The following is a 20594-nucleotide window of genomic DNA, read 5'->3' on the forward strand; positions in this document are numbered from 1 at the left end:
CCAGTCGGGCGGCGGCATGCTGCTGGACCTGGACCATGTTTCCAAGATTTACGGCGATTTGCACGCCCTGGACGACCTGAATCTGAGCGTCCCGCAGGGCCAGTGGCTGGCCGTGGTGGGGTCCTCCGGCTCGGGCAAGACCACGCTGATGAACATTCTGGGTTGCATGGACACCCCCAGCCGGGGGTCGGTCCGACTGCAAGGGCGGCCGCTGGAGGATCTGAGCCAGTCCCAGCTGGCCGATGTGCGTAAGAACGTAATCGGTCTGGTTTTCCAGAAGTTCTACCTGGTCCCGCATCTGACCGCCCTGGAGAATGTCATGGTGGCCCAGTACTACCACTCGGTGGTGGATGAGGACCAGGCCATGAAGGCCCTGGACCGTGTGGGTCTGGCGGATCGGGCCCGCCACCTGCCCAGTCAGCTTTCGGGCGGCGAGCAGCAGCGGGTCTGCGTGGCCCGGGCATTGATCAACGAGCCCAAGCTGATCCTGGCTGACGAGCCCACTGGCAACCTGGACGAGGCCAATGAGCGGATTGTGCTGGACCTCTTTAGGCAATTGCATGACCAGGGGACCTCTTTGATCGTGGTCACCCACGATGCCTTGGTGGCCTCATGTGCCCAGCGGGAGATCATGCTCAACCACGGTGTGCTGGCCGGCGAGCAGTGGAATGATGAGGAGGCCAAGCAGGCCTACCTGGCTGCCGGAGGTCGGCCGGCCTTCAGTGGAACTCCTGTCGATTCCGGGGACCAGGATATTCCAGTGGGTTTCCATGACCCCACTAAGACGGCCAAGACCGGCGGCTCCCTGCCGGGATCGGCCGCTGAATCAGAAGGAGGGCGTTGAAATGGCCAAAAGCAAGTCTCGGGGACTGGCCACGGCCTCGGCAACATTGGCGACTCTGGTGGCGGTCGGCTCACTCCTGGGCGGTTGCGGGAGCCAGCAGGCCAAGCCCATGGACGACGAGTTCGCCGGATCGGGCGCCGAGTCCAGCTCTGCTCCAGAGTCGGGAGCCGGCGCTGCGGGCGAGGGCAACCCCACGGCCGTCTCCCGTGATGGACTGCCGACCAGTCCGGCTGACACGGGCAACTATCACGACGGCACCTACGCTCTGACGGGCAAATACGGGCATGACGGGGCTGACAGCATCGATGTGGATCTGGACCTGTCAGGAGGCCAGGTGACCCGGGTCCAGGTTCAGGGGCATTCGGATTCGCCCATCTCGCGCGGCCACATGGAACGCTTCGCTCGGGCTGTGCCCGGAGTAGTCCAGGGGCGTCCGCTCAAGGACCTCAAGGTGGACAAGGTGGCTGGGGCCAGCTGGACCTCGGACGCCTTCAACAAGGCTCTGGACCTGGCCCGGCTGGAGGCTTCGGCGGAGAGGTCGTCCTGAGAGCCTGGCTGTAAGGGCGGCGGAAACAAAAAAGGGCGAGGAGTCGAGTCCTCGCCCCTTTTCAAGCCTTCTATATTATAGGTCGTGTAGTTATATCGGTCGCCTCAGACCAACTACCGATCCCACCAGGGCCGCAGCGGGTAGGTGTCCGTGCCGGTCTCGGGATCGGGCTTGATGCACTGGAACTGGTGTATTTGAATGTTGTCGAGCTCGAAGTTGAGCCGCGCGCCGGCCATATACAGGCCCCAGAGTCGCGCCTTGGGCTCGCCCACCATGGGCTTGGCCTGGTCCCAATGCTCCTGGAGGTTCTCAGTCCAGTGCTTGAGGGTCAGCGCATAGTGCTGACGCAGGTTCTCCTGGGTGATGACCTCGAAGCCGGTGTCCTGGATGGCCAGTTCGATCTCGGCCGGGCTGGCCAGCTCACCGTCGGGGAAGATGTAGCGGTCGATGAATCCGCCGGCCCGCTTGTGGTCGTGGGAGTTGGTGCGGGTGATCTGGTGGTTGAGCAGGATGCCGCCCGGACGCAGCTTGTCCATCATCTCCTTGAAGTAGGAGGGGTACTGCTTATAGCCCACATGCTCCATCATGCCGATGGAGCAGATTCCATCGAAGCCGGACTCGGGCACGTCGCGATAATCCATCAGCCGGACCTCGGCCAGATCCTGCAGACCCTCCTGGCGGATCCAGTTCTGGGCCCACTCCACCTGCTCCTCAGCCAGAGTCACGCCGATGACGTGGATGCCACGGCGGGCGGCCGCTATTGCCATGGAGCCCCAGCCGCAGCCCACGTCAAGCAGACGGTCGCCCTTGTTCAGGTGCATCTTGTCCAGGACCATGTTGAGCTTGTGCCACTGAGCGTCCTCCAGGCTGCCGTCCGCCTTCTCGAAGACGGCACAGGTGTATGTCATGGAGGAGCCCAGGAAGAGCCGATAGAAGTCGTTGGACTGGTCGTAGTGGTAGCTGACAGTGGCTGCGTCGCCCCGGCGGGTGTGGGGACGGATGCCCTCAGACAGTCGCTTGGCCAGCGAGGGCCCTTCGATGGCCGGCGGCTCGGGCACGCGCACTCCGTGAGAGAAGACAGCCCCTGCGGCCCGGGCCAGCTCCATCTTGCTGGGATGCTTGACGAAGTGCTTGAGACCCATCAGTTCCTTGAGAACCTGGTATGGGTTGCCTGGCAGCAGCTCGGGAGAGTCCAGATCGCCCTGCAGGTAGGCGCGGGCCAGACCCAGATCGTTGGGATTTTCCGTGATGTAGTACATGGCACGGGAATTCTTGACTTCCAGATGCAGTGGCGCTTGGTCCTGCCCGAAGACCGACCCATCGAAGGCGGTCACCTGCACAGGCGCGTCAGGGGTGAGGAAGAGCCCAATCATCTCGGCTACAGTCATCTTGCTTTTGGCCATAAAGCCCCCTTGTTCGTGACCCGGACATGACGGAACACGGCGGGTCGAGTAGTTGATGAATATAGGTACTGTCCTCACCCTACCCCCGACACTGGTCCCTGCTGGTCCTATGTTCGGTGAATTATTCCGCATGGGAAACCTTGCCTGGGCACAGACTGTTTGGTAAGGCTGAATACGGAGGCGAGCAGGGAATGACCGACAGCGGATCAGCGACGCATGGGGCGGATGAAGCCTGGATTCAGGACACTCTTGCCAGATTGGGGCATTCGCGTTTTCGGGCTGGATTCTCCCTGTCGGCCAAGGATCGCGCCTATGCCCGCGCCAAGGGCAGGGATACCATCGACCGCCATGCCCATGAGATGCTGGCCAAGCGTGTGGGGCCTGCCCATCCATTCAAGGATGGCAAGCAGACCCCCTACCGCGGGCATCCAGTTTTCACGGCCCAGCATGCCACGGCCACCTGCTGCCGGGGGTGCATCGAGCGCTGGCATCACATCCCGCGCGGACGGGCTTTGACCGATGCGGAGGTGGATGCTCTGGCCAAGCTGGTCATGACCTGGGTCGAGCGAGATTTGGTGAATCACCCGGTCCGTTCGGCCTAACAGCGCTCGCTACTTCTTGTTCCTGGTGCCTGTGTGGGAAAGGCCCAGAAGTTTGCGTGTCTCGGCAACCAGCTTTTTCGGTGTCTTGCGCACGCCACTCTCTTCGGCATCCTTGATGATGGTCTTCACGTCCAGGTCGGGATTGCGGTCCTGTGTGGCCACCAGGTCGCGTGCCTCCTGCCGGTTGAGCACGGTGGGCAGGGTTCCGGGCATGGGGCGCCGGGCGGTCTCGGCCAGGAAGAGCACGGTGATCAGACCGCAGGTCGAGGTGAACATGATCCAGTAGGCAGGTGCCAGGGACTTGCCGGTCGCGGTCACCAGCCCTTCCATGATGACAGGCGCGGTTCCGCCGAAGACGGCTACGGCCAGGTTGTATGACAGGCCCATGCCGCCGTAACGGGACGCGGTTGGGAAGAGAGCCGGCAGGGTGGATGCCAGGTTGGCCACGAAGAAGATGACTGGGATGGCCAGCAGGACCAGTCCGCCGAAGACGGCACCCGTGGTTTCATGCTCCAACAGTCGGAAAGCGGGCAGGGACAGGCACAGTCCAGTGAATGCTCCCATAAACAGCACCTTCTTGCGGCCAAAGCGGTCGGAAAGGGCTCCGGTGATGGGGATGCAGCAGGCCACCATGAGCAGGACCGGCAGGGAGAGCAGGTTGGCCTGGGCTGTGTTGTAGTGCAGGGTGCCCGACAGGTAGGTGGGCATGTAGGCGGTCAGCGTGTAGCTCAGGGTGTTGGCCGCGGCCACCAGGATGAAGGCCATGAGCAGTTCCCGCCAATAGCCCCGGATCAGGTCCAGCAGGCTCTTGTGCTGGCTCTTGGTCTTCTCGTCGCTGGCATCCTGGGCTTGACGGAAGGCAGGGGTGTCCTGAACCTTGGCCCGGAAGTAGACCGCGATGGCAGCCAGCGGCAGGGCGATGATGAAGGGGATGCGCCAGCCCCAGGCCAGCATGGCTTCTGGGGAGATGGAGAACTCCAGGAGGGAGACCAAGGCTGCTCCGAAGGCGTAGCCCAGGTAGGATCCCACGTCCAGCAGGGAGGCGAAGAAGCCACGATGCCGGTCAGGGGAATATTCGGTGACCATGGTCGAGGCACCTGCGTACTCGCCGCCTGTGGAGAAGCCTTGGATCAGCTTGAGCAGGATAAGCAGAATAGGTGCCAGCGGACCGACGGCAGCATAGCTGGGCAGAAGGCCGATCAGCAGGGTGGCTGCGGACATGCTAAGCAGGGTGAAGGCCAGAATGCGCTGACGGCCGACCTTGTCGCCCAGCTGGCCCAGGACCACGCCGCCCAGCGGGCGGGCAACGAAAGTGACGGCGAAAACACCAAGAGAGAAGAGCCGCTGCACGGCATCGGATGCGTCGGACAGGAAGACGCGGCCGATGGTCACCGCCAGATAGCCGTAGACCCCCACGTCGTACCATTCCATGAAGTTGCCGACCACGGTGCCGGCGATGGCCCGCTTGAGGGTGGATCTGTCCACTACGTTGATGTCGGTCAGGTGCAGGCGCTCGCTCCAGCCCCGGTGCGGTTTGGGATTCTGTTTGCGGGCCCTGCGCTTTTCCGCGGCCTGCTGCTTCTTCAGTTGCTTGGCTGTCTGTCGATCACGCTGTTTCTGCTCGTGCTGGCCGCTATCTGCAGTCGAAATTTTATCGTTCTCTGCCATTATTCCTTCTCCGGCCACTAGGCCGTTGTTCGTCTTTTCCGCCTTTGTGAGTTCCCTGTCTGCCTCTTCCTCTAGCGGTTTTCACAAAAATGCCATAAATACACAGCTTACCACGCCTCATGATGAAGGCTGTGGTGGACCCGGCTCCGGCCCACCACAGCCCACTTGGTCGGATTTGATCAGACCTTCAGGAATCCGGGGTCCCGGTAGTCGGGATCAGGATACTGGTAGAAGCCCTGACCGGTCTCTTCGCCCAGCTTGCCTTGGTCTATCATGGCCTTGAGCTTGTCCAGGAGGGGCTTGGCTTGAGGATTGTCACCCTGGCGCTGGCAGAGGATGTTGTATGCGGTCCGAAGGCCGACCATGTCGTAGAAGCCGAAGGGTCCCTTGGGCGCGCCAGTGGCAATCATCCAGGTTTTGTCGATAGTCTGTGGATCGGCCACATCGTGCGCCCATAGCATGCCGGCGGCGCCCATGAGTGGCATCAGCAACGTGTTGAGCACATAGCCGGGCTGTTCCTTGTGCAGCTGGATGGGGACCATGCCAATTTCCCGGGCAAAGGAAACGATTCGGTTGTAGATGTCCGGATCCGTTTGATCGGTTCCCATGATTTCAGCAGTATTCATCAGCCAGATCTGGTTGGCGAAGTGCAAGTTCAGGAATTTGTCTGGCCTGCCTGTGTCGGCTGCAAAAGTGCTGGGCACGTAGGTGGAGGAGTTACTGGCGAAAATAGTGTTCTCGGGTGCCAGTTTGGCCAGGCTCTGGTAGAAGTCGTGCTTGATGGAGGGCTTCTCGGGAATTGCCTCGATGACCAGATCCGCGTTCTTGACTGCCTCGCTCAGGTCGGTGGTGAAGCTCATTCGACCTAACCCGGCATCAAACTGTTCGTCTGTTGCTTTTATGTCGCGCTTATAGGCGGCGCGAAGCGCTTTGACCCGTTCTCTGGCCGCTGCTACGGCATCGTCTCCGATGTCGTAGACCGTGACATTTTTGCCCTTGAATGCACATTGATAGGCGATCTGACTGCCCAAAACGCCACCACCGGCGACGGTGACCTGTTCGATCTCTGTCATAAATGACCTCTTTCATTGTGTCGGCACCCTTCCTTGGATGCCTGATTCAATGCTAGTAAAGAGGCGCAGTCGGCGGTTTGCGAGGGTTGGCGAGCAGCTTGACGGTTAGATTCGCTTGAAAATCGGCAGTGAAAACAGACCCTCCCATTGCGGGGAGGCGAGTTGCGTTGTGGTCCCCTGCAACGGGTGGGTCCTGTTTGGTGAAAACGGTTCTCTCAGGCCTTCAGGAAGTCAGGATCAGCAAAGGCGGGGTTGGGATAGGTGTAGAACCCTTCTCCCGAATCCTTGCCGGTCTTCCCCTCGTCCATCATCTTCTGGATCTTCTCCAGGAAGGGCTTGAAGTCAGGGTTGTCTCCCCGCTGTTCCTTGGTGATATTGAAGGCGGTCCGCAGTCCCACAACGTCAAAGATGGCAAAGGGTCCCATGGGCGCACCTGTTGCGATCATCCAGGTCTTGTCCACAGTCTCCGGATCCGCGATGCCCTGACCCCAAAGGTAGGAGGCGGCTTCGAGCAGGGGGATGAGGAGGGTGTTCAGGACGTATCCGGGCTGTTCTTTCTTCAGGACGATGGGAACCATGCCGATCTCCTTGGCATAGTCCACGATTTCATTGAAGACCTTGGGGTCGGTCTGATCGGTGCCCATGATTTCAGCCGTGTTGTAGAGCCAAACCTGGTTGGCAAAGTGCATGTTCAGGAACTTGTCCGGCCTGCCCGTGTCAGCTGCGAAAGTGCTGGGCACGTAGGTGGAGGAGTTGCTGGTGAAGATGGCATCCTTGGGGGCCAGCTTGGCCAGGTTCTGGTAAAGGTCATGCTTGATCGAGGGCTTTTCCGGGACTGCTTCAATGACCAGGTCAGCGTCCTTGACGGCCTCGGCCATGTCGGCTGTAAAGGACATATTGTTCAGTCCGGCGTCGAATTGTTCATCAGTGGCATTGATGTCGTGCTTGTAGGAATCGCGCAGATTCTTGACACGCTCCTCGGCGGCCGCCACAGCCTGGTCGTTGATGTCGTAGATCGTTACCTTCTTACCCTTGAAGGCTGATTGATAGGCGATTTGGCTGCCAAGCACCCCACCGCCGGCAACCGTGACATTATGAATGTTCGTCATAGAAACCTCTTTCCATAGCAATGCATCCGTCCTTGGATACTTATTCCATACTACTTGCAGTACCTGGGATTATTCTGGGTGTCCCTATGTTCCTGAAAGGCTGGAATAAGGGGATAAATCACGGTCTTTTCGGCCGTTCAAGCAAGCGTGTGAAACAATGAGAATTTTGTCGCTTTGCTCACATGAGTGTTCTGTGGCAGTCGTCGTTGGGGTGGGGTTGAGAGCTGCCATATAACCCGATTGTCCATCTGCATTCCTTGCTATACACGAGAGGGAAGAGTCGCCGGCCTTAGGAGGACAGTCAGAGAATCTGGCAGAACTCGATGGTCTCCTGGTTGGGGCCGATAACGTTGAAGTAGCGGATTCCCTGCTGCCAGAAAGTGGGAATGGACTGGATGGCCTTCTCTCTGATGGTCAACCCCATCTCCAGGGCATGCTCGTAAGCAGCATCGATGTCTGGCGCGTCCAGCGCCCAGTGGTTGATGGCCCCGGTGCGCATGGGCGCAGGCTCGCCCTCCCAGGTCTCGATGGTCAAATGTCCCAGGCGCAGAAAGGCGCATCGATTCTCTTCGTTGGGATAGATGCCGACCAGTTCGAACCCGAGTTTGTTGGTGTAGAAGTCGATGGTCTCGTCCAGATTACGGGCGATCATGCCCGAGTGCTGCAGATCCTTGGCATATTCCGACATTGGTCTCATGATGGCCGCTCCTTTGGTGATTTGATGCTGCGATGCTTCCTTGCATCTACTCTAGGCGGTGGTGCGTGTGGAGATGGGGCGAGATGGAAAGTGGAACAGGCTTCGTAGCCTGAACCTTCAGAATCCTCCAACGTCCTGCATGAAGGCGAACAGGTTCTCAGTGTTAACCGAGAGCTGGGAGGCGACAGTCGGTACTTGGGATGTTTCCAGAGGCGATTGTGGCCGTATACCTCGTTACGAACCTTGTCGACGATTGTCACTTGGTCCTTGTTAGCCAGAACCTCCAGTGTCGCCAAAACGTTGCTGACAAGGCGAACTGAGGGTTGTAGTACCGGTTGTTGCACAGGGTGGAATATGAGCGTGAAAGCTTAATGAAATTGGAAACGGGATGAATCATGTCTCGATTGAATAGGAAGTCGGGCCAGGACGAGCGGTCCTGACCCGATGTGAATGACGATGAGCTTCCGTGACTATGTGACGGATAGATCAGAGTATGCCCAGCAGCTCGTGGTTTCTGCTGTCCCTGGCGAATACCGGCAGAGTATCCAGCGGGGCTTCTGCAGTGATCGTCTGACCCCCGTTGTACATCGCTCCGTCGCGAAGATCCTGCCACTGCGTAGTCGCGTCCCCAGGCAAGTAGACCTGTCGGGATCTGGCTCCTTCCTCTACCACGGGGGCTACCAGCAGATCAGGTCCGAGCATATACTCGTCGGCGATATCGGAGGCAGCGTCGTCATTGGGGAATTCGTAGAACAGTCCTCTGATGAGCGGCTGCCCGTCCTCATGTGCCTGGGCAAACAGCTCACGCAGATAAGGGCGAAGATGCTCTCGGATCCTGATGAACTTGACATAGATGTCTTCGACGGACTTGCCGTAGCTCCATGGTTCATTGCTCGCTCCGGAAGGTAGTCGTCGTTCGCCTTGCGCCGTAGTGATGGCGGTCTTGGTGGTCCCATCGGGGTGGTGCTGGCTACGGTCACCGTGATTGCGCATGACGGGCGAGAAGCAGGAGAATTGCGCCCACCGCAACAGCAGTTCGCGGAATGTGGGATCGTCGATATCACCATCGTGGAAGCCTCCCAGGTCGGTGGTGAACCAAGGAATGCCGGCCATGCCCATATGGATGGCACAGGTGATTTGTGACCTGAACGCCTCGAAGGTGGATGCTACATCGCCCGACCATACAAGAGCCCCATATTGCTGGGATCCGGCCCATGCGCATCTGGTGAGGTTAACGATCTGTCCCTGGCGCCCATAGGCCAGCTGCCCCTCGTAGAATCCCTTGTTGTATTCCCGCGGATACAGATTGGCTGTCTGCTGAGCAGGTCCAGCCCAGTAGCGGTAATTGCTGAAATCGTAAGTGCCATACTCCGGTTCGGCCTCATCCAGCCAGAATGCGTCGACGCCGACATCGGCGTAGTGCTCACGGCATTTCTCCCATACATATTGGCGGGCTCTAGGGTTGGTAGCGTCGTAGAACTGGCTGGGCCCCTCGAACATCATGCCGAGGTCTTCGCCATGGTCTGCTCGCACCAGCAGATTCTTGGCCTTCATCTCTGGATAGTTTTCAGAAGTCAGTGCTATCTGCGGCCAGACTGACACCATGAGTCGGATCCCCATCTTGTGCAATTCGTCGCTCATGCTGACGGGATCCGGCCAGAATTCGTCCTCGAACCTGAAATCACCCATGTGAGGCCAATGGAAGAAGTCGATGACAATGAGGTCCAGAGGGATGTTGCGCTTTTTGAACTCTCTGGCAACCTCCAGCAATTGATCCTGGTTCCAATAGCGAAGCTTGCTCTGCCAAAATCCAAGACCCCATTCAGGCATCTGAGGAGCATGGCCGGTAGCGTCTGCGTAATGGGCCATAATTGAGCGGTAATCGGCACCGGCTGTAACCCAGTAATCAATCTGTCGAGTGCTGTCCGCCGACCATTGAGTCTTGTTTTTCCCAAAACTGACGGAACCGACGGCTGGATTGTTCCAGAGGAATCCGTATCCACAGCTGGAGACGACGAAGGGTATGGAGATTTGCGAGTTCCTATGGGCCAGTTCGAGCGTGCAGCCTTTCAGATCCATGATGTTCTGTTGATATTCACCCATGCCGTACAGACGTTCGTTTTCCGGAGGCACGAATGTCACCTTGACCTGGTGGTCGCCTCCCACGATGGGAGTGAAAGAACGCGCTCTTAAATTCAGGGAGCCGCCATCGCTCATCTCGCTGAAGAGCAGCTTGCCGTCGGTGCGCCAAAAGCTGAGCAGGCACTTGTCGGTATAACCGTTGCCTGTGTCAATGCCGCCCGAAGCCTGCGCCTTGACCATGAGGGATCCGTTGATTATGGTGGCTTGTCCCCGCTGGTCATCGATGCTTATGTGCACCGCATCGGCAGGCTCGTGGTGGTCTTGTAAAAGCGCCCAGTCCGGGTCTTCGGGTTCGTGCATCTGCGAGGATCGTACACGTATCGAATCTGATCCCCAGGGCTCGATGCGAAGGTATTCGCCGTTGCCTGTCCACTTCAGGGTTTGGCCGTCGGTGGTAAATGTTGAATGTTGCATTGATTCAGTACCCTTTCAATTGGTTGATTCACTTTCGGTTTCAGTCCTTTATTGCACCTGCTGTAACTCCCGCAGCGACATATTTCTGTGCGACGATCAGCAGTATTGCTGTTGGCACCGAAGCCAGGACGGCTGTAGCCATCAATGGACCCCATTCCTGATTCTGTGCCCCTATAAAATCATAGAGGCCCATCGTGATGGGACGCATGCGGCCCCCGCCGGAATCCAGCGTTGACGCAAACATGAAGTCAGACCATGCCCAGAGGAATGAGAACAACGAAGTCGTTACGATGGAGTTTCTGCTTAGCGGGACCACTATGGTTGTGAATACACGCCAGTGTGAAGCGCCATCGATTTCTGCAGCTTCAATGATGGAATGTGGCATGCCGGTCATGAAGCTCGATAGAAGCATGACGGCGAATGGTACGGCCACTGTGGAATCCGCAATGATCAGACCGGGGATGCTGTCCAAAAGGCCGATACGATTGTAGATCTGATAAAAGCCCAGGGCCATGACTACCGCGGGGATCATCTGAGCCACAATCAGAAGGAAATTGATTGTTCTGCGGCCTTTGAGTTCAAGAAAAGCGATGGCGTAAGAAGACGGAAGTGCGATGGCGAGTGTCAACAGAACTACACCGATGGCAATGAGCAGGGATGTGCCCAGGTATGTCATTTCGGTGTGGAAGGCTGAAGAAAAGTTCGTCAACGTGAAATCGCGTGGATATAGGTCTCCCGAGCGAATCGACTGTCTTTTGGTCAGAGAGATGTTGATCATCCAATAAATCGGGAAAAGCATGATTAGGGTGAGTACGACGGCGATCAGCGTTTTCCACCATGTCGAACGATGCCTCATTATTGCTTGCTCCTCTCTGAACCCTGTGCCCGTAGATAGGCAAAGGCGAATACCAGGGCGATGGCGATCAGAATGGTGCCCACGACGGATGCTTCTGAATATCGGATGGTTGCGGATGTTCCCTTCCCGAATGCCATCTCATAAGCCCAGGTGGCAAGGGTGCGCGATGTGCCCGTTCCTTTGGTCATTATCCAAATTATGTCTACGGTTTTGAGTGTGTATACGAATCCGAGCAGGAGGGTGATCATGGTGACAGGTTTCAATAAAGGAAAGGTGATTTTCCAGAATCGCTGCCAAGAGTTGCAACCGTCCAAGGATGCAGCTTCGTATAGATCTTGGTTAATGTTTTGCAATCCTGAATACAGAATGACCATATTGAATGGAATACCTAACCAGATGTTGGCAATGATGACTGACCATAGGGAGTGATCAGCCTGCAGCCACCAGATAGGGGAGCCGCCGAAAAAGCCTATGACTTTGTTGATGACACCGGTATCGGCATCCATCATCCATTGCCAGATAGTGCCTGAAATCATTGGAGGCAAGAGCCAAGGGACCAGGAAAGCGCCACGGAGCACAGCCGATAGTCGAAAATTCTGGTTGAAGAATACTGCCAGTGCCAGCCCCAGGCTGTATTGAAAAATAATTGAGAGTACCACAAATAATAAAGTCTGTACGAGTATCGTCCAGAACTTCGGATTTCCTAGAACCTCCTGGTATACCTGAATGCCGGACCATGGTGCGTCACCGGTGACGAAAGTCCGGCGAGTGAAACGGTGCAGACTCATAAAGATATTTTGGATAAGTGGTGTTACGTAGAAGACGGCCAGATACACGATGAGAGGCATAGCGAAGCCCCAGGCCGCCAGTGTCGTCGAATGGATGCCGCGTTTTTTTGAGTTCTGGATGCTCCCGTCGGAGTCCTGTAGTGGATGAATATTGAATGACATCGTTCACCTGATCAACGCAAGAAATAAGATTATTGAAAATTGCCTTGAGGCAAAGGGTGCTGAGAAGTCGAGCATCTCTGCCGACTTCTCAGCTGGTTCAGCGCTGGTTCAGCGCCTCTTGCAGATCTTCGGAGAGCTGCGCTGAAACATCCTCATATTTGAGGCCAATGTCTGAAGTTCTGCCCTTGGCCTGCTCGATCGGCTTTACCCACGGGGCCCAGATCTGGTTCTCTTTGACCTGTTGGTTTCTTACGGAGCGTTTCGCTGCTAAATAGACCATCTCATCATTGGTCTTTTTTAGATTATTCCCGTCAACCAGACAGTTAATGACTTCAGCCGTTGCTTTGCTGAGATTCTTGTCGGCCTTTTTCTGGGTAGGCATAGTGATGAATTCGCCTCCGGTCGGCACGGAGGCGACTCCGCCGGATTTACCGGGAATCGGTATCATTCCGTATCCCTTTTCCTTGGCGGATTCGGCCTGCCATGAGCCATTTTCAGAGAATCCGTACTGATCAGTCAGGAAAGCATCCCAGGCTGCAGATTGGTTGTCGGTGGATACGGATTTTGGCGCCCAACCTTTTCGGACCCAATCGGAGACCAGGTTCAAAGCATCGGTTTCGGCTTGTGATTTTGGATGTTTCAGATCCCCCTCTGCTCCCCAAAACCAAGGCAGGAACTGGAATGTACCCTCCTCGCCGGAGATGCCTGCGAAGGTAATGCCTTTGCTTCCTGACGCCACCACTTGTTCTATAGCCTTGTTCAGGCTCGCCCAATCTTTTATGGACGCAGGATCGACGCCTGCTTTTTCCAGTATTTTCGGGTTATAGTAAAGCCCCAGTGCATTGGATCCGTAAGAGATGCCGTATTGGACGTTGTCGATGATTCCAGGTGCCTCGATGTTGCTGTCGTATCCCTTGGTGTTGATGCCGGCGGCTTTGATGTCGGTAACGAGGCCAGCATCGACTGCGGTAGGCATTTTTGGATTATCTATCAAGGCGATTTGTGGGGCATTCCCGGCCTTTACGGCGGTGGTGAGATTATTCAGCAGATCAGACTGGGGGTATCCAGTACGCTTTATTTTGTAACCCTTGGGAGCGCAACGCTTGACGAATGCCTCCCATGTGCTGGATGCGTTTTTCTGTGGATAGGGATCCCAAAAACCAATGGTGTCCGCACTCTGATTCGAGCCGCCGCAAGCGGCAAGACTTGCCGCAATGACGACAGCTGAACAGATGGTTGCGAAGCGTTTGATGAACAGGTTGTGCATGATTTCCTTTCTGCGATGCCGCTACGGTGTGGCATCTTCATCCAAGCTGGTATGACTCGAGCCCCGGAGTCGAATCATCACTTATTGAACCGGTTCACAAACATTATATAATATCCTTGCAGTAGGTCAAATCAATTAATTATTGGACAGGTGGGATGCCGCTTGGGGTTTTGTATTCGGGATTGCAGAAACAAACTCTCCTGGAGATGGCCAGACGACTGCATCAGTGCTGTTTGCTGACTTGTTGCTGCAAGGTAAAATCCAATAATGATTTTGTGATGGGTGCATCCGGATCCTGAATGCGAGCCACCAATGTACTTACGATTTTCTGCGCCAACTGGTCTATATCGGTTTGGATGAAGGCGAATGAGGCTAGCACCGACCACTGCATTTGTTTGGGAAAGACGGAAATCACATACAGGTCGTCTGGAATCTGAATGCCTCTTGCGGAAAAGGCCTGCGGGGCTATAATCGATGCACTTTCGTTGTGGATGATCATCGCAGTGGCATGAGGATACAGATGTAACGCATGCAACAGTTCTCCTGCTGGATCCGATTCGTCGTTGTCAGGTGAATAGATATGCAGAATAATTCCTAGATCCTTGGCGCTTTGTGTGATTTGGTCTCTGAAGCGTAAGGCGAAACCCATACGCTTCTCAAAAATACTCTTAGACCAGGAGTACAAGATCACCTCCTGATGGTTATCGGCAGCCATGCATTGCATGCATCTTGCAGCCTCCGATCGGAAGTCTGAGTCCACTGTGTCTAAACCGAAAGATGAAATCGGTGATCCGAAGACGACTGTGGGGATTCCAATCTCTTTGGCAGTAGTCATGCGCGGGTCGTTGTCACATACATCCATAAGTATGAAGCCGTCCACTTTATGGGAGGCGGCGGCTTTCCTCATGGCGTCGCAACCGTCATCAGAACCGATGAACATGCTGTCGTAACCGGATCGTGTCGCATACTCAGACAACAGATAAATGTGCAGTCCGAAAAAGGATGACAGGTAGACACCATGGTGGGTGGGCGACACAATTCCCAGTACGTTGCTTTTCTTGGTTGACAGGGCTCTGGCAGCGTGATTGACGGTATATCCCAGATCATCTATTGTGCGCCGCACCTTCTCTGCCGTCTGTTTGCTTATTCTTTTATCGTTGGAGAGTACGTATGAAACAGTGGCTTTCGAGACTCCAGCCGCTTGGGCTACGTCAGAAATCGTCACTACTTTATCCACTTTTTACCCTCCTTTTGGTCTGCGCAGCCCCTGGCGGGTATAACACGCAAGGCGTCAGGGCAAAGATGCCCACCCCTCATTAGCTATCTATATGGTACTCAGAGATTGAATAAGTTAAGTCGCTTCACTTTGTCGCCGTCAGTATTATCGGAGAAACAGATCGCTCGCAGATGAAAAGTCGGGTTCCGAAAGGATCTGGTCATAGCTGTATTCATGGGCGACTGACTGCAAAGTTCTTAAAGTACAGCCCCTGATTGCTGTGTCGGGCCGACGAGCATACCTTCAGAAGCTGCAGACCTTGATGATAGGCACGGCAGACAATCAGAGCCTTCCGACGACCGTACTTGCGCCTGGAACGCTCAGTTGATCAGGCCTTCCAGCTGGCGGCGGTTGATCAGTGAGGGGATGACGCCTTCGTGGGCGACGCTGAAGCCGGCGGCCAGATTGGCAATGTGAGCGGCTTTGTCCAGGGAGCATCCGCTGCACAGGTAGGAGGCCAGGGCACTGATAAAGGCATCGCTGGCGCCGGTGTCGTCGATTGCTCGGGTCTCGTGGGCTGGGAAGTCCTTGTGCCCGCTGGAAGTGACCAGGGTGCAGCCGCGCTCGCCCAGGGTGATGATGACCCTGCCCACCCCGCCGTCTATGAACCGTTTCGCCTTGTCCACCACGGATCCTGCTCCGGGTATCAGGGTGTTCAACTCGTTCAGATTCGGGATCAGGATGTCGATCGAAGCCAGCAGGTCTTCAGGCAGGTGGTCGCAGGATGACGGTTTGACGATGGTGGCGGCCTGGTGGCGCTTGGCTGTTCTGCAGGCCTCGGCGACAGTGTCCATGGGGATCTCTGTCTGGATCAGGCAGTAGCCGGTGTTCCGGAAGATCTGGTCGCGCTCGGTGATGTCGTCCGGAGTCAGGGACTCGTTGGCGCCCGCCACCAGGGAGATCATCGACTCACCCTTGCCGTCGACGAAGATGTAGGCTTTGCCCGTGTCCGCTCCGGTGACCCTGCGCACACCGGTGGCATCCACATGGGCCTGCCTCATGGTTTTGTAGATGTAGTCTGCGGCCGGATCGTTGCCGACATTGCCGATCAGGGAAACCTGATGCTCCAGCCTGGCCACGCCCACCGCCTGGTTGGTGGCCTTGCCCCCCGGTGTGGAGGCGAAGTTTCTGGTCGTGGTGGTCATACCCGCCTTGGGCAGGCTGGGGGCGGTCAGGTAGGTGTCCACATTGATGCTGCCGACCACCACGATCTTCTTGCATTGCTGGTCCGGGGGCCGGCCGACGGTCTTCTCGCCGTCCAGGGTGAAGACGTGCTCAAAGGTCTCGCTCCGATCAGACTCATGCTCGATGGCGTGGATGATCCGTCTGCACAGGTAGGCGCCGAAGTCGGCGTTGCGCATGACGTAGGACGATATTTCCGGGCTGCCAGGGTAGCGCAGGTGCACGTTGGTGTCGTTCATCAGGGAGACCAGGGAGAGGTCCTGGGGCAGACGGTAATGCATGGATTCGGCGAACTGAAGGAATTCCAGGGCATGGTGGTAGTGGGATGCCACGATACCGGTGACGTGGCGGTTCTCCAGCACCTGGGTCAGGTCCTCGCCGATGGTTTCCAGGACCATGTCGGTGTGGTATTGGAGGCTGTGGTCGAACAAGCATCGACGATAACCGTGCAGGAAGCTCTGTGTCCGTCTGCCCGGCGAAATAAGGCAAGCGATGCTGGTGTGGTGGCGCTTGATCAGCTCTTCAGTAAGACTGTAGGCAGCCTCCTCGTAGGGCATGAGCGCGGCCCGGTCGTCTCCCAGGGGTCCAATGGTCAGTTCGGGAATCCCCCCTGCCTCGATCCTGCTTTTCAAGGCCAGGCTTGTGCGGTCGATCGGTTCCCAGACCATGCCATCCACTCGATGCTCCAGGGCGGCCAGGATGTTGCGTTCCTCCTGGTCGTGATTGCCGTAGCTGTTGAAAACCAGGGTGCCGTACCCCGACTTTTGTGCCTGCTGGATGATCCCATCCAAGGTGGAGTCCATGGAGATGGATGAGCTGAGCAGGACTCCGATTCTCCAGGTGGTGGTGTTGGGTTTGGAGGATCCGTAGGGCGTGTAGTGGTACTTCCTGACCAGTTCAAGGACCCTGTCGCGCGTGGCGGCTGTGATGCTCGCGTCCTTGTGATTCACAATCTTGGAGACCGTCGATGTGGATACGCCGGCAAGCTGAGCAATGTCCTTGATGTTCATGTGGTTTCCTGTGCTCCTCATCTCTGACGCTCCGGCGAACGGCTCTGTCTACCTGTTGGATCTGGCGAATCAAGCTTACCTGAGAGATCGTCGTCGGAGGTTTCGCATTTGACACCCCATCCGGCTGTTGATAGTCTCTGTCAATGAAAGTTGTTTACTAAAGTGGTTTCTCAAAGCGGTGATGCGGATCTGGCTGTGAGCGACGGCCATCTGCAGAAATCGACATTCAAGGACCAAAGGCGGTACGGATTATGAGCGCGCGATTGTTATGGAGAGGAATCACTGCGCAGTTTTCGACGAAATCCTTGGTGCTGATACCTATCGCGGTGGGCATCAACCTCATCGGCGGGACTCTGAGCTCTACCCTCAAACTGCCGCTTTTCCTGGATATGATCGGCACCACGGTCATCGCCTGTCTGTCCGGTCCCTGGGTGGCTGCCCTGTGCGGACTGCTGACCAACGTCTTCCTCGCCTTGGTGGCCAATCCGGTCTATCTGCCCTATGCGCTCTCCAGCGTTCTGTGCGGCCTGGTGATCGGATACATGGTCAAGGCCGGGCTCTTCAAACGGATATGGGGAGTCGTCCTGGTCTGGCTGGCCTGCGCCTTGGTCAACACGGTCACAGCATCTCTGATCACCGTGCTCGTCTACGGGGGTGCCACCGGAGTCAACGGCACCTCGGTCCTCACAGCTGCACTGGTGGTGGCTGTGAAGAACATCATTATCTCGGTGCTCTCCTCCTCCATGCTGGAGAATCTGATCGACAAGGGCATTACCGTCCTGATTGCTTATGTGATTGTGCGTCGAATCCCCAAGCGTTTCCTGAGTCAATACGCTCTGGACGGCAGCGAGGACCAGGCCGATCTGGACGATTTGGATGACCTGGATGAGGATGAAGGCGAAGATGAACGCGAAGCGACTGGAGCGTCCAGTCTGGAGAGTTCAGCACGGCCGGGGAGGATCGACGGCGCAGCAGAAGCTGATCGGGGCACATCGACCGGCGACCCGGCGGACTTGGACTGTGAACGTACCCAAAGGTCTGAACGCTGATGCCTGGTCCTGCAACGAACGGGATTCCTGATTCTCCACTGTCCCGCATGCATCCCATGGCCAAGATCGCTGGCGTGTGCTCCTTGGGCCTGGCGACCTTGGTCTGGCCGGACTTCACTCTTGGCCTGGGGATTATCGTCATGCTCTTTATCGCAGCTGCTATGGCTCGGGTGCTCAGGCCCTTCTCTGGCGTGATGCTGGGGTTCGGCATTCCCGTTACGCTCATGCTGGTGTTCATTCAGGGGTGCTACAGCCCGAGGAATTCCAAGGTCATTCTTGACCTGGGATTCGCCCGACTGGGTCTCGAAGGCAGCCTCTATGCGGCCAAAATCGTAGTGACACTTTTGGTTTTCCTGGGGTCCTTCTACCTGACCAATAAAACTACCTACACGGGTCGTCTGGTTGCTGCTCTGACGCAGATCGGTGTTCCATCGAAGATTGGCTACCTGATCCTGGCCAGTTTGAATGTGGTTCCGCAGATGCAGCGCAGGATTGCGATTATCGAGCAGTCTCAGCATGCACGTGGTCTGGAGACCGGTGGCGGCTTGATTTCCCGGGCGCGGGCCTTCCTGCCCCTGCTCGGGCCGGTTGTTCTTTCCTCCCTGACGGATTCGCAAGAGCGCGGGATGACTCTGGAGACCCGTGGATTCGGCATCCGAGGGGTGCGGCAGACCAGCTACCTTGAGGTGGTCTGGCGGCACAGTGACACCGTGATGACCATCCTGTTCACCGTTTTCCTGGTGCTCACCCTGGTGCTCGGTTGCCTCTCTCGTGCAGGTTTGATCACTTTCGCAATCCAGTGGGGAGGTCGGGCATGACTGAGGTCATACGAGTGGAGGACTTCTCCTTCAGATACCGTGATGCCGATCGGACCACCTTGAAGCGGGTGAGCTTCAGCGTCGAACAGGGCAGCTTCTTCTGCATCGTCGGATCCAATGGGGCGGGCAAATCGACCCTGTGCAACGCCTTGGTCGGTCTGATTCCGCACTATTTTGTAGGAAAATCCAAGGGAAGCGTCAGAATCAAGGACCGTGACGTAGCCACTTCGACCATTGCCGATCTGTCCAGACATGTAGGTCTGGTCTTTCAGAACCCCTTCAATCAGCTTTCCTATACGGCAGGGACCGTGGCCGAGGAACTGGCTTTCGGGCTGGGCAATCATGGGGTTCCACGTGAAACCATGCATACCAAGGTGGCCCGGGTGGCAGCCCTTATGCATATCGAGGATCTGCTCGACAAGAATCCCCTGGAGCTTTCCGGCGGACAGGTGCAGCGGGTGGCCCTTGGCTCGACCTTGATCATGGAACCGGACATCCTGGTTCTGGATGAATGCACAGCCCAGCTGGATCCGCTTGGCAGCGAGGAAATCTTCGACATTGTCAAGCGGCTCAACCATGAGGGGATCACCGTAGTCATGGTCGATCACGATATGGAGCGGGTCGCCCGATGCGCTGACCAGGTCATGGTCCTGGGCGCTGGTCGGGTTCGTGCCCTGGGCACCCCTGAGAAGGTTTTCACCGACCCCGAGATCGTGAAGTGGGGGATTGACATACCGGATTACGTCAAGCTCTGTAGAGGTTTGCAGGACGCAGGATTCGAACTGTCGGATTTGCCCGTACGCGAGGACCAGGCGGTACGCATGATTCGGGAGGCGCTTCGATGAAGATCGACCTGGAGCATCTGGAGCACATCTACACGCATGGCCATCGTGCCTTGGATGGAGTGGATCTGATCCTCGAAGGTGATCGGCCCGTGGCGCTGATCGGTCAGAACGGCGCTGGCAAGACCACCTTGGCCAAGCATCTGAACGGCATCCTTAGACCGACCAGTGGTCGGATCTTGCTTGACGGCGTCGATCTGGCTACGGCGGACACGGCCCAGTGGGCCCGGAAAGTGGGATACGTCTTTCAGAATCCCGACGATCAGCTCTTTCTGGACAGTGTGCGTAAGGAATTTGAGTTCGGTCCCCGGCAGCTTGGGTTCGATCAGGATCTGATAGGGCGACGTCTGGAGCAGGTGGCGGGGTTAGTGGGTCTGGCGGACCGGTTGGACGATCATCCTTTTGATCTGAGCCCTACTGAAAAGAAGTTCTGCGCCATCGGATCCGTTCTCATGATGGATACGGGTGCCGTGGTCTTCGACGAGCCCACATGCGGCCAGGACAAGGCCGGCAATGATCGACTGGCTGCCATCATCGCCAGTCTGCGGGACCAAGGCAAGCTCTGCATCACGATTTCCCACGACATGAAGTTCGTCACCCACAACTTCCCCAGGGTTGTGCTCATGCAGCATGGCCGGGTCCTGCTGGATGGCAGCCGCGAGGAGGTCTTTTCCCGGGATGATGTGCTCAAGCAGGCCTATGTGACACCTCCGCCCATCACCCGAGTGGCACGGCAGGTCGGGTTGGAGGGCCCGGTCTTCACCGTTTCCGGCTTTGTCGATGCAGCCCGGCGGGCCAAAGCGGGGGCAGGAATTTGAGTTTGGACACGACAAGAGCAAAAGGAG

At 56.9% G+C, this 20594-nt stretch carries 17 protein-coding genes and 1 pseudogene; 7 read left to right on the forward strand and 11 right to left on the reverse strand.

Annotated elements, in window-relative coordinates; genetic code table 11:
* Window positions 1-16 precede the first annotated feature (16 nt).
* Both H3T88_RS00120 and H3T88_RS00125 read left to right on the forward strand, forming a co-directional pair.
* Entirely contained in the window at window positions 17-844 is an 828-nt protein-coding gene (locus H3T88_RS00120) for an ABC transporter ATP-binding protein (RefSeq protein ID WP_198203507.1), read from the forward strand.
* A gap of 1 nt (window position 845) precedes the next feature.
* Window positions 846-1391, forward strand: a complete 546-nt coding sequence (locus H3T88_RS00125; protein WP_198203149.1) for an FMN-binding protein — start codon at window positions 846-848, stop codon at window positions 1389-1391.
* A gap of 113 nt (window positions 1392-1504) precedes the next feature.
* Here H3T88_RS00125 and H3T88_RS00130 read toward each other — a convergent pair whose 3' ends face one another.
* Window positions 1505-2794: a class I SAM-dependent methyltransferase gene (locus H3T88_RS00130; protein WP_198203150.1), complete on the reverse strand. Its 1290-nt coding sequence runs from the start codon at window positions 2792-2794 to the stop codon at window positions 1505-1507.
* A gap of 191 nt (window positions 2795-2985) precedes the next feature.
* Here H3T88_RS00130 and H3T88_RS00135 point away from each other — a divergent pair, with 191 nt between their 5' ends.
* Complete coding sequence (locus tag H3T88_RS00135) at window positions 2986-3396, forward strand: DUF4186 domain-containing protein (RefSeq protein ID WP_198203151.1); 411 nt, start codon at window positions 2986-2988, stop codon at window positions 3394-3396.
* A 9-nt stretch (window positions 3397-3405) separates the two neighbouring features.
* On the opposite strand, the gene H3T88_RS00140 is transcribed toward H3T88_RS00135, so the two are convergent.
* The 10 genes from H3T88_RS00140 to H3T88_RS00185 all read right to left on the reverse strand — a co-directional run bounded on the left by H3T88_RS00140 (window position 3406) and on the right by H3T88_RS00185 (window position 17040).
* Window positions 3406-5064, reverse strand: a complete 1659-nt coding sequence (locus tag H3T88_RS00140; protein WP_198203152.1) for an MFS transporter — start codon at window positions 5062-5064, stop codon at window positions 3406-3408.
* A gap of 179 nt (window positions 5065-5243) precedes the next feature.
* Window positions 5244-6137 carry a 3-hydroxyacyl-CoA dehydrogenase gene (locus tag H3T88_RS00145; protein ID WP_110417783.1) on the reverse strand — a complete coding sequence of 298 codons (894 nt, stop codon included), beginning with the start codon at window positions 6135-6137 and terminating at the stop codon, window positions 5244-5246.
* Between the two features lie 215 nt (window positions 6138-6352).
* Window positions 6353-7246, reverse strand: a complete 894-nt coding sequence (locus H3T88_RS00150; RefSeq protein WP_015022614.1) for a 3-hydroxyacyl-CoA dehydrogenase — start codon at window positions 7244-7246, stop codon at window positions 6353-6355.
* A gap of 301 nt (window positions 7247-7547) precedes the next feature.
* Window positions 7548-7943, reverse strand: coding sequence for a VOC family protein (locus H3T88_RS00155; protein WP_232347034.1), 396 nt, complete (start codon window positions 7941-7943; stop codon window positions 7548-7550).
* Window positions 7944-8429: 486 nt separating this feature from the next.
* Entirely contained in the window at window positions 8430-10499 is a 2070-nt protein-coding gene (locus H3T88_RS00160; protein WP_198203153.1) for a glycoside hydrolase family 31 protein, read from the reverse strand.
* Between the two features lie 40 nt (window positions 10500-10539).
* Entirely contained in the window at window positions 10540-11355 is an 816-nt protein-coding gene (locus H3T88_RS00165) for a carbohydrate ABC transporter permease (protein ID WP_198203154.1), read from the reverse strand.
* A complete protein-coding gene (locus H3T88_RS00170) occupies window positions 11355-12305 on the reverse strand; it encodes a carbohydrate ABC transporter permease (protein ID WP_198183246.1) in 951 nt (316 codons plus the stop codon). Before H3T88_RS00170 ends, H3T88_RS00165 begins: the two co-directional genes overlap by 1 nt.
* A 97-nt stretch (window positions 12306-12402) precedes the next feature.
* Complete coding sequence (locus H3T88_RS00175; RefSeq protein WP_198203155.1) at window positions 12403-13572, reverse strand: ABC transporter substrate-binding protein; 1170 nt, start codon at window positions 13570-13572, stop codon at window positions 12403-12405.
* A gap of 223 nt (window positions 13573-13795) precedes the next feature.
* Window positions 13796-14809, reverse strand: a complete 1014-nt coding sequence (locus H3T88_RS00180; protein WP_198203156.1) for a LacI family DNA-binding transcriptional regulator — start codon at window positions 14807-14809, stop codon at window positions 13796-13798.
* 359 nt (window positions 14810-15168) lie between these two features.
* Entirely contained in the window at window positions 15169-17040 is a 1872-nt protein-coding gene (locus H3T88_RS00185) for a PfkB family carbohydrate kinase (RefSeq protein ID WP_198203157.1), read from the reverse strand.
* 251 nt (window positions 17041-17291) lie between these two features.
* Here H3T88_RS00185 and H3T88_RS00190 point away from each other — a divergent pair.
* From H3T88_RS00190 to H3T88_RS00205, 4 genes and pseudogenes are all read left to right on the forward strand, one after another.
* Window positions 17292-17942 (forward strand): annotated as a pseudogene (locus tag H3T88_RS00190) (ECF transporter S component); the annotation flags it as partial.
* A 146-nt stretch (window positions 17943-18088) separates the two neighbouring features.
* Window positions 18089-18907 (forward strand): energy-coupling factor transporter transmembrane component T, encoded by an 819-nt coding sequence (locus H3T88_RS00195; RefSeq protein WP_198203159.1) that lies wholly within the window; start codon window positions 18089-18091, stop codon window positions 18905-18907.
* The gene (locus H3T88_RS00200; protein WP_198203160.1) at window positions 18904-19752 is read left to right on the forward strand and encodes an energy-coupling factor ABC transporter ATP-binding protein; all 849 of its coding nucleotides are present in this window, start codon (window positions 18904-18906) and stop codon (window positions 19750-19752) included. The genes H3T88_RS00195 and H3T88_RS00200 overlap by 4 nt, the downstream gene beginning before the upstream one ends.
* Window positions 19749-20567, forward strand: coding sequence for an energy-coupling factor ABC transporter ATP-binding protein (locus H3T88_RS00205; RefSeq protein ID WP_198203161.1), 819 nt, complete (start codon window positions 19749-19751; stop codon window positions 20565-20567). The genes H3T88_RS00200 and H3T88_RS00205 overlap by 4 nt, the downstream gene beginning before the upstream one ends.
* Window positions 20568-20594: the final 27 nt, after the last annotated feature.

It is taken from the genome of Bifidobacterium sp. W8110 (genome assembly GCF_016101375.1).
GTDB lineage: Bacteria > Actinomycetota > Actinomycetes > Actinomycetales > Bifidobacteriaceae > Bombiscardovia > Bombiscardovia asteroides.

Coding starts and splice junctions, on each gene's coding strand:
- H3T88_RS00120 (WP_198203507.1), top strand. CDS start 17: ATGCTGCTGGACCTGGACCATGTTTCCAAGATTTACGGCGATTTGCAC.
- H3T88_RS00125 (WP_198203149.1), top strand. CDS start 846: ATGGCCAAAAGCAAGTCTCGGGGACTGGCCACGGCCTCGGCAACATTG.
- H3T88_RS00130 (WP_198203150.1), bottom strand. CDS start 2,794: ATGGCCAAAAGCAAGATGACTGTAGCCGAGATGATTGGGCTCTTCCTC.
- H3T88_RS00135 (WP_198203151.1), top strand. CDS start 2,986: ATGACCGACAGCGGATCAGCGACGCATGGGGCGGATGAAGCCTGGATT.
- H3T88_RS00140 (WP_198203152.1), bottom strand. CDS start 5,064: ATGGCAGAGAACGATAAAATTTCGACTGCAGATAGCGGCCAGCACGAG.
- H3T88_RS00145 (WP_110417783.1), bottom strand. CDS start 6,137: ATGACAGAGATCGAACAGGTCACCGTCGCCGGTGGTGGCGTTTTGGGC.
- H3T88_RS00150 (WP_015022614.1), bottom strand. CDS start 7,246: ATGACGAACATTCATAATGTCACGGTTGCCGGCGGTGGGGTGCTTGGC.
- H3T88_RS00155 (WP_232347034.1), bottom strand. CDS start 7,943: ATGAGACCAATGTCGGAATATGCCAAGGATCTGCAGCACTCGGGCATG.
- H3T88_RS00160 (WP_198203153.1), bottom strand. CDS start 10,499: ATGCAACATTCAACATTTACCACCGACGGCCAAACCCTGAAGTGGACA.
- H3T88_RS00165 (WP_198203154.1), bottom strand. CDS start 11,355: ATGAGGCATCGTTCGACATGGTGGAAAACGCTGATCGCCGTCGTACTC.
- H3T88_RS00170 (WP_198183246.1), bottom strand. CDS start 12,305: ATGTCATTCAATATTCATCCACTACAGGACTCCGACGGGAGCATCCAG.
- H3T88_RS00175 (WP_198203155.1), bottom strand. CDS start 13,572: ATGCACAACCTGTTCATCAAACGCTTCGCAACCATCTGTTCAGCTGTC.
- H3T88_RS00185 (WP_198203157.1), bottom strand. CDS start 17,040: ATGAACATCAAGGACATTGCTCAGCTTGCCGGCGTATCCACATCGACG.
- H3T88_RS00195 (WP_198203159.1), top strand. CDS start 18,089: ATGCCTGGTCCTGCAACGAACGGGATTCCTGATTCTCCACTGTCCCGC.
- H3T88_RS00200 (WP_198203160.1), top strand. CDS start 18,904: ATGACTGAGGTCATACGAGTGGAGGACTTCTCCTTCAGATACCGTGAT.
- H3T88_RS00205 (WP_198203161.1), top strand. CDS start 19,749: ATGAAGATCGACCTGGAGCATCTGGAGCACATCTACACGCATGGCCAT.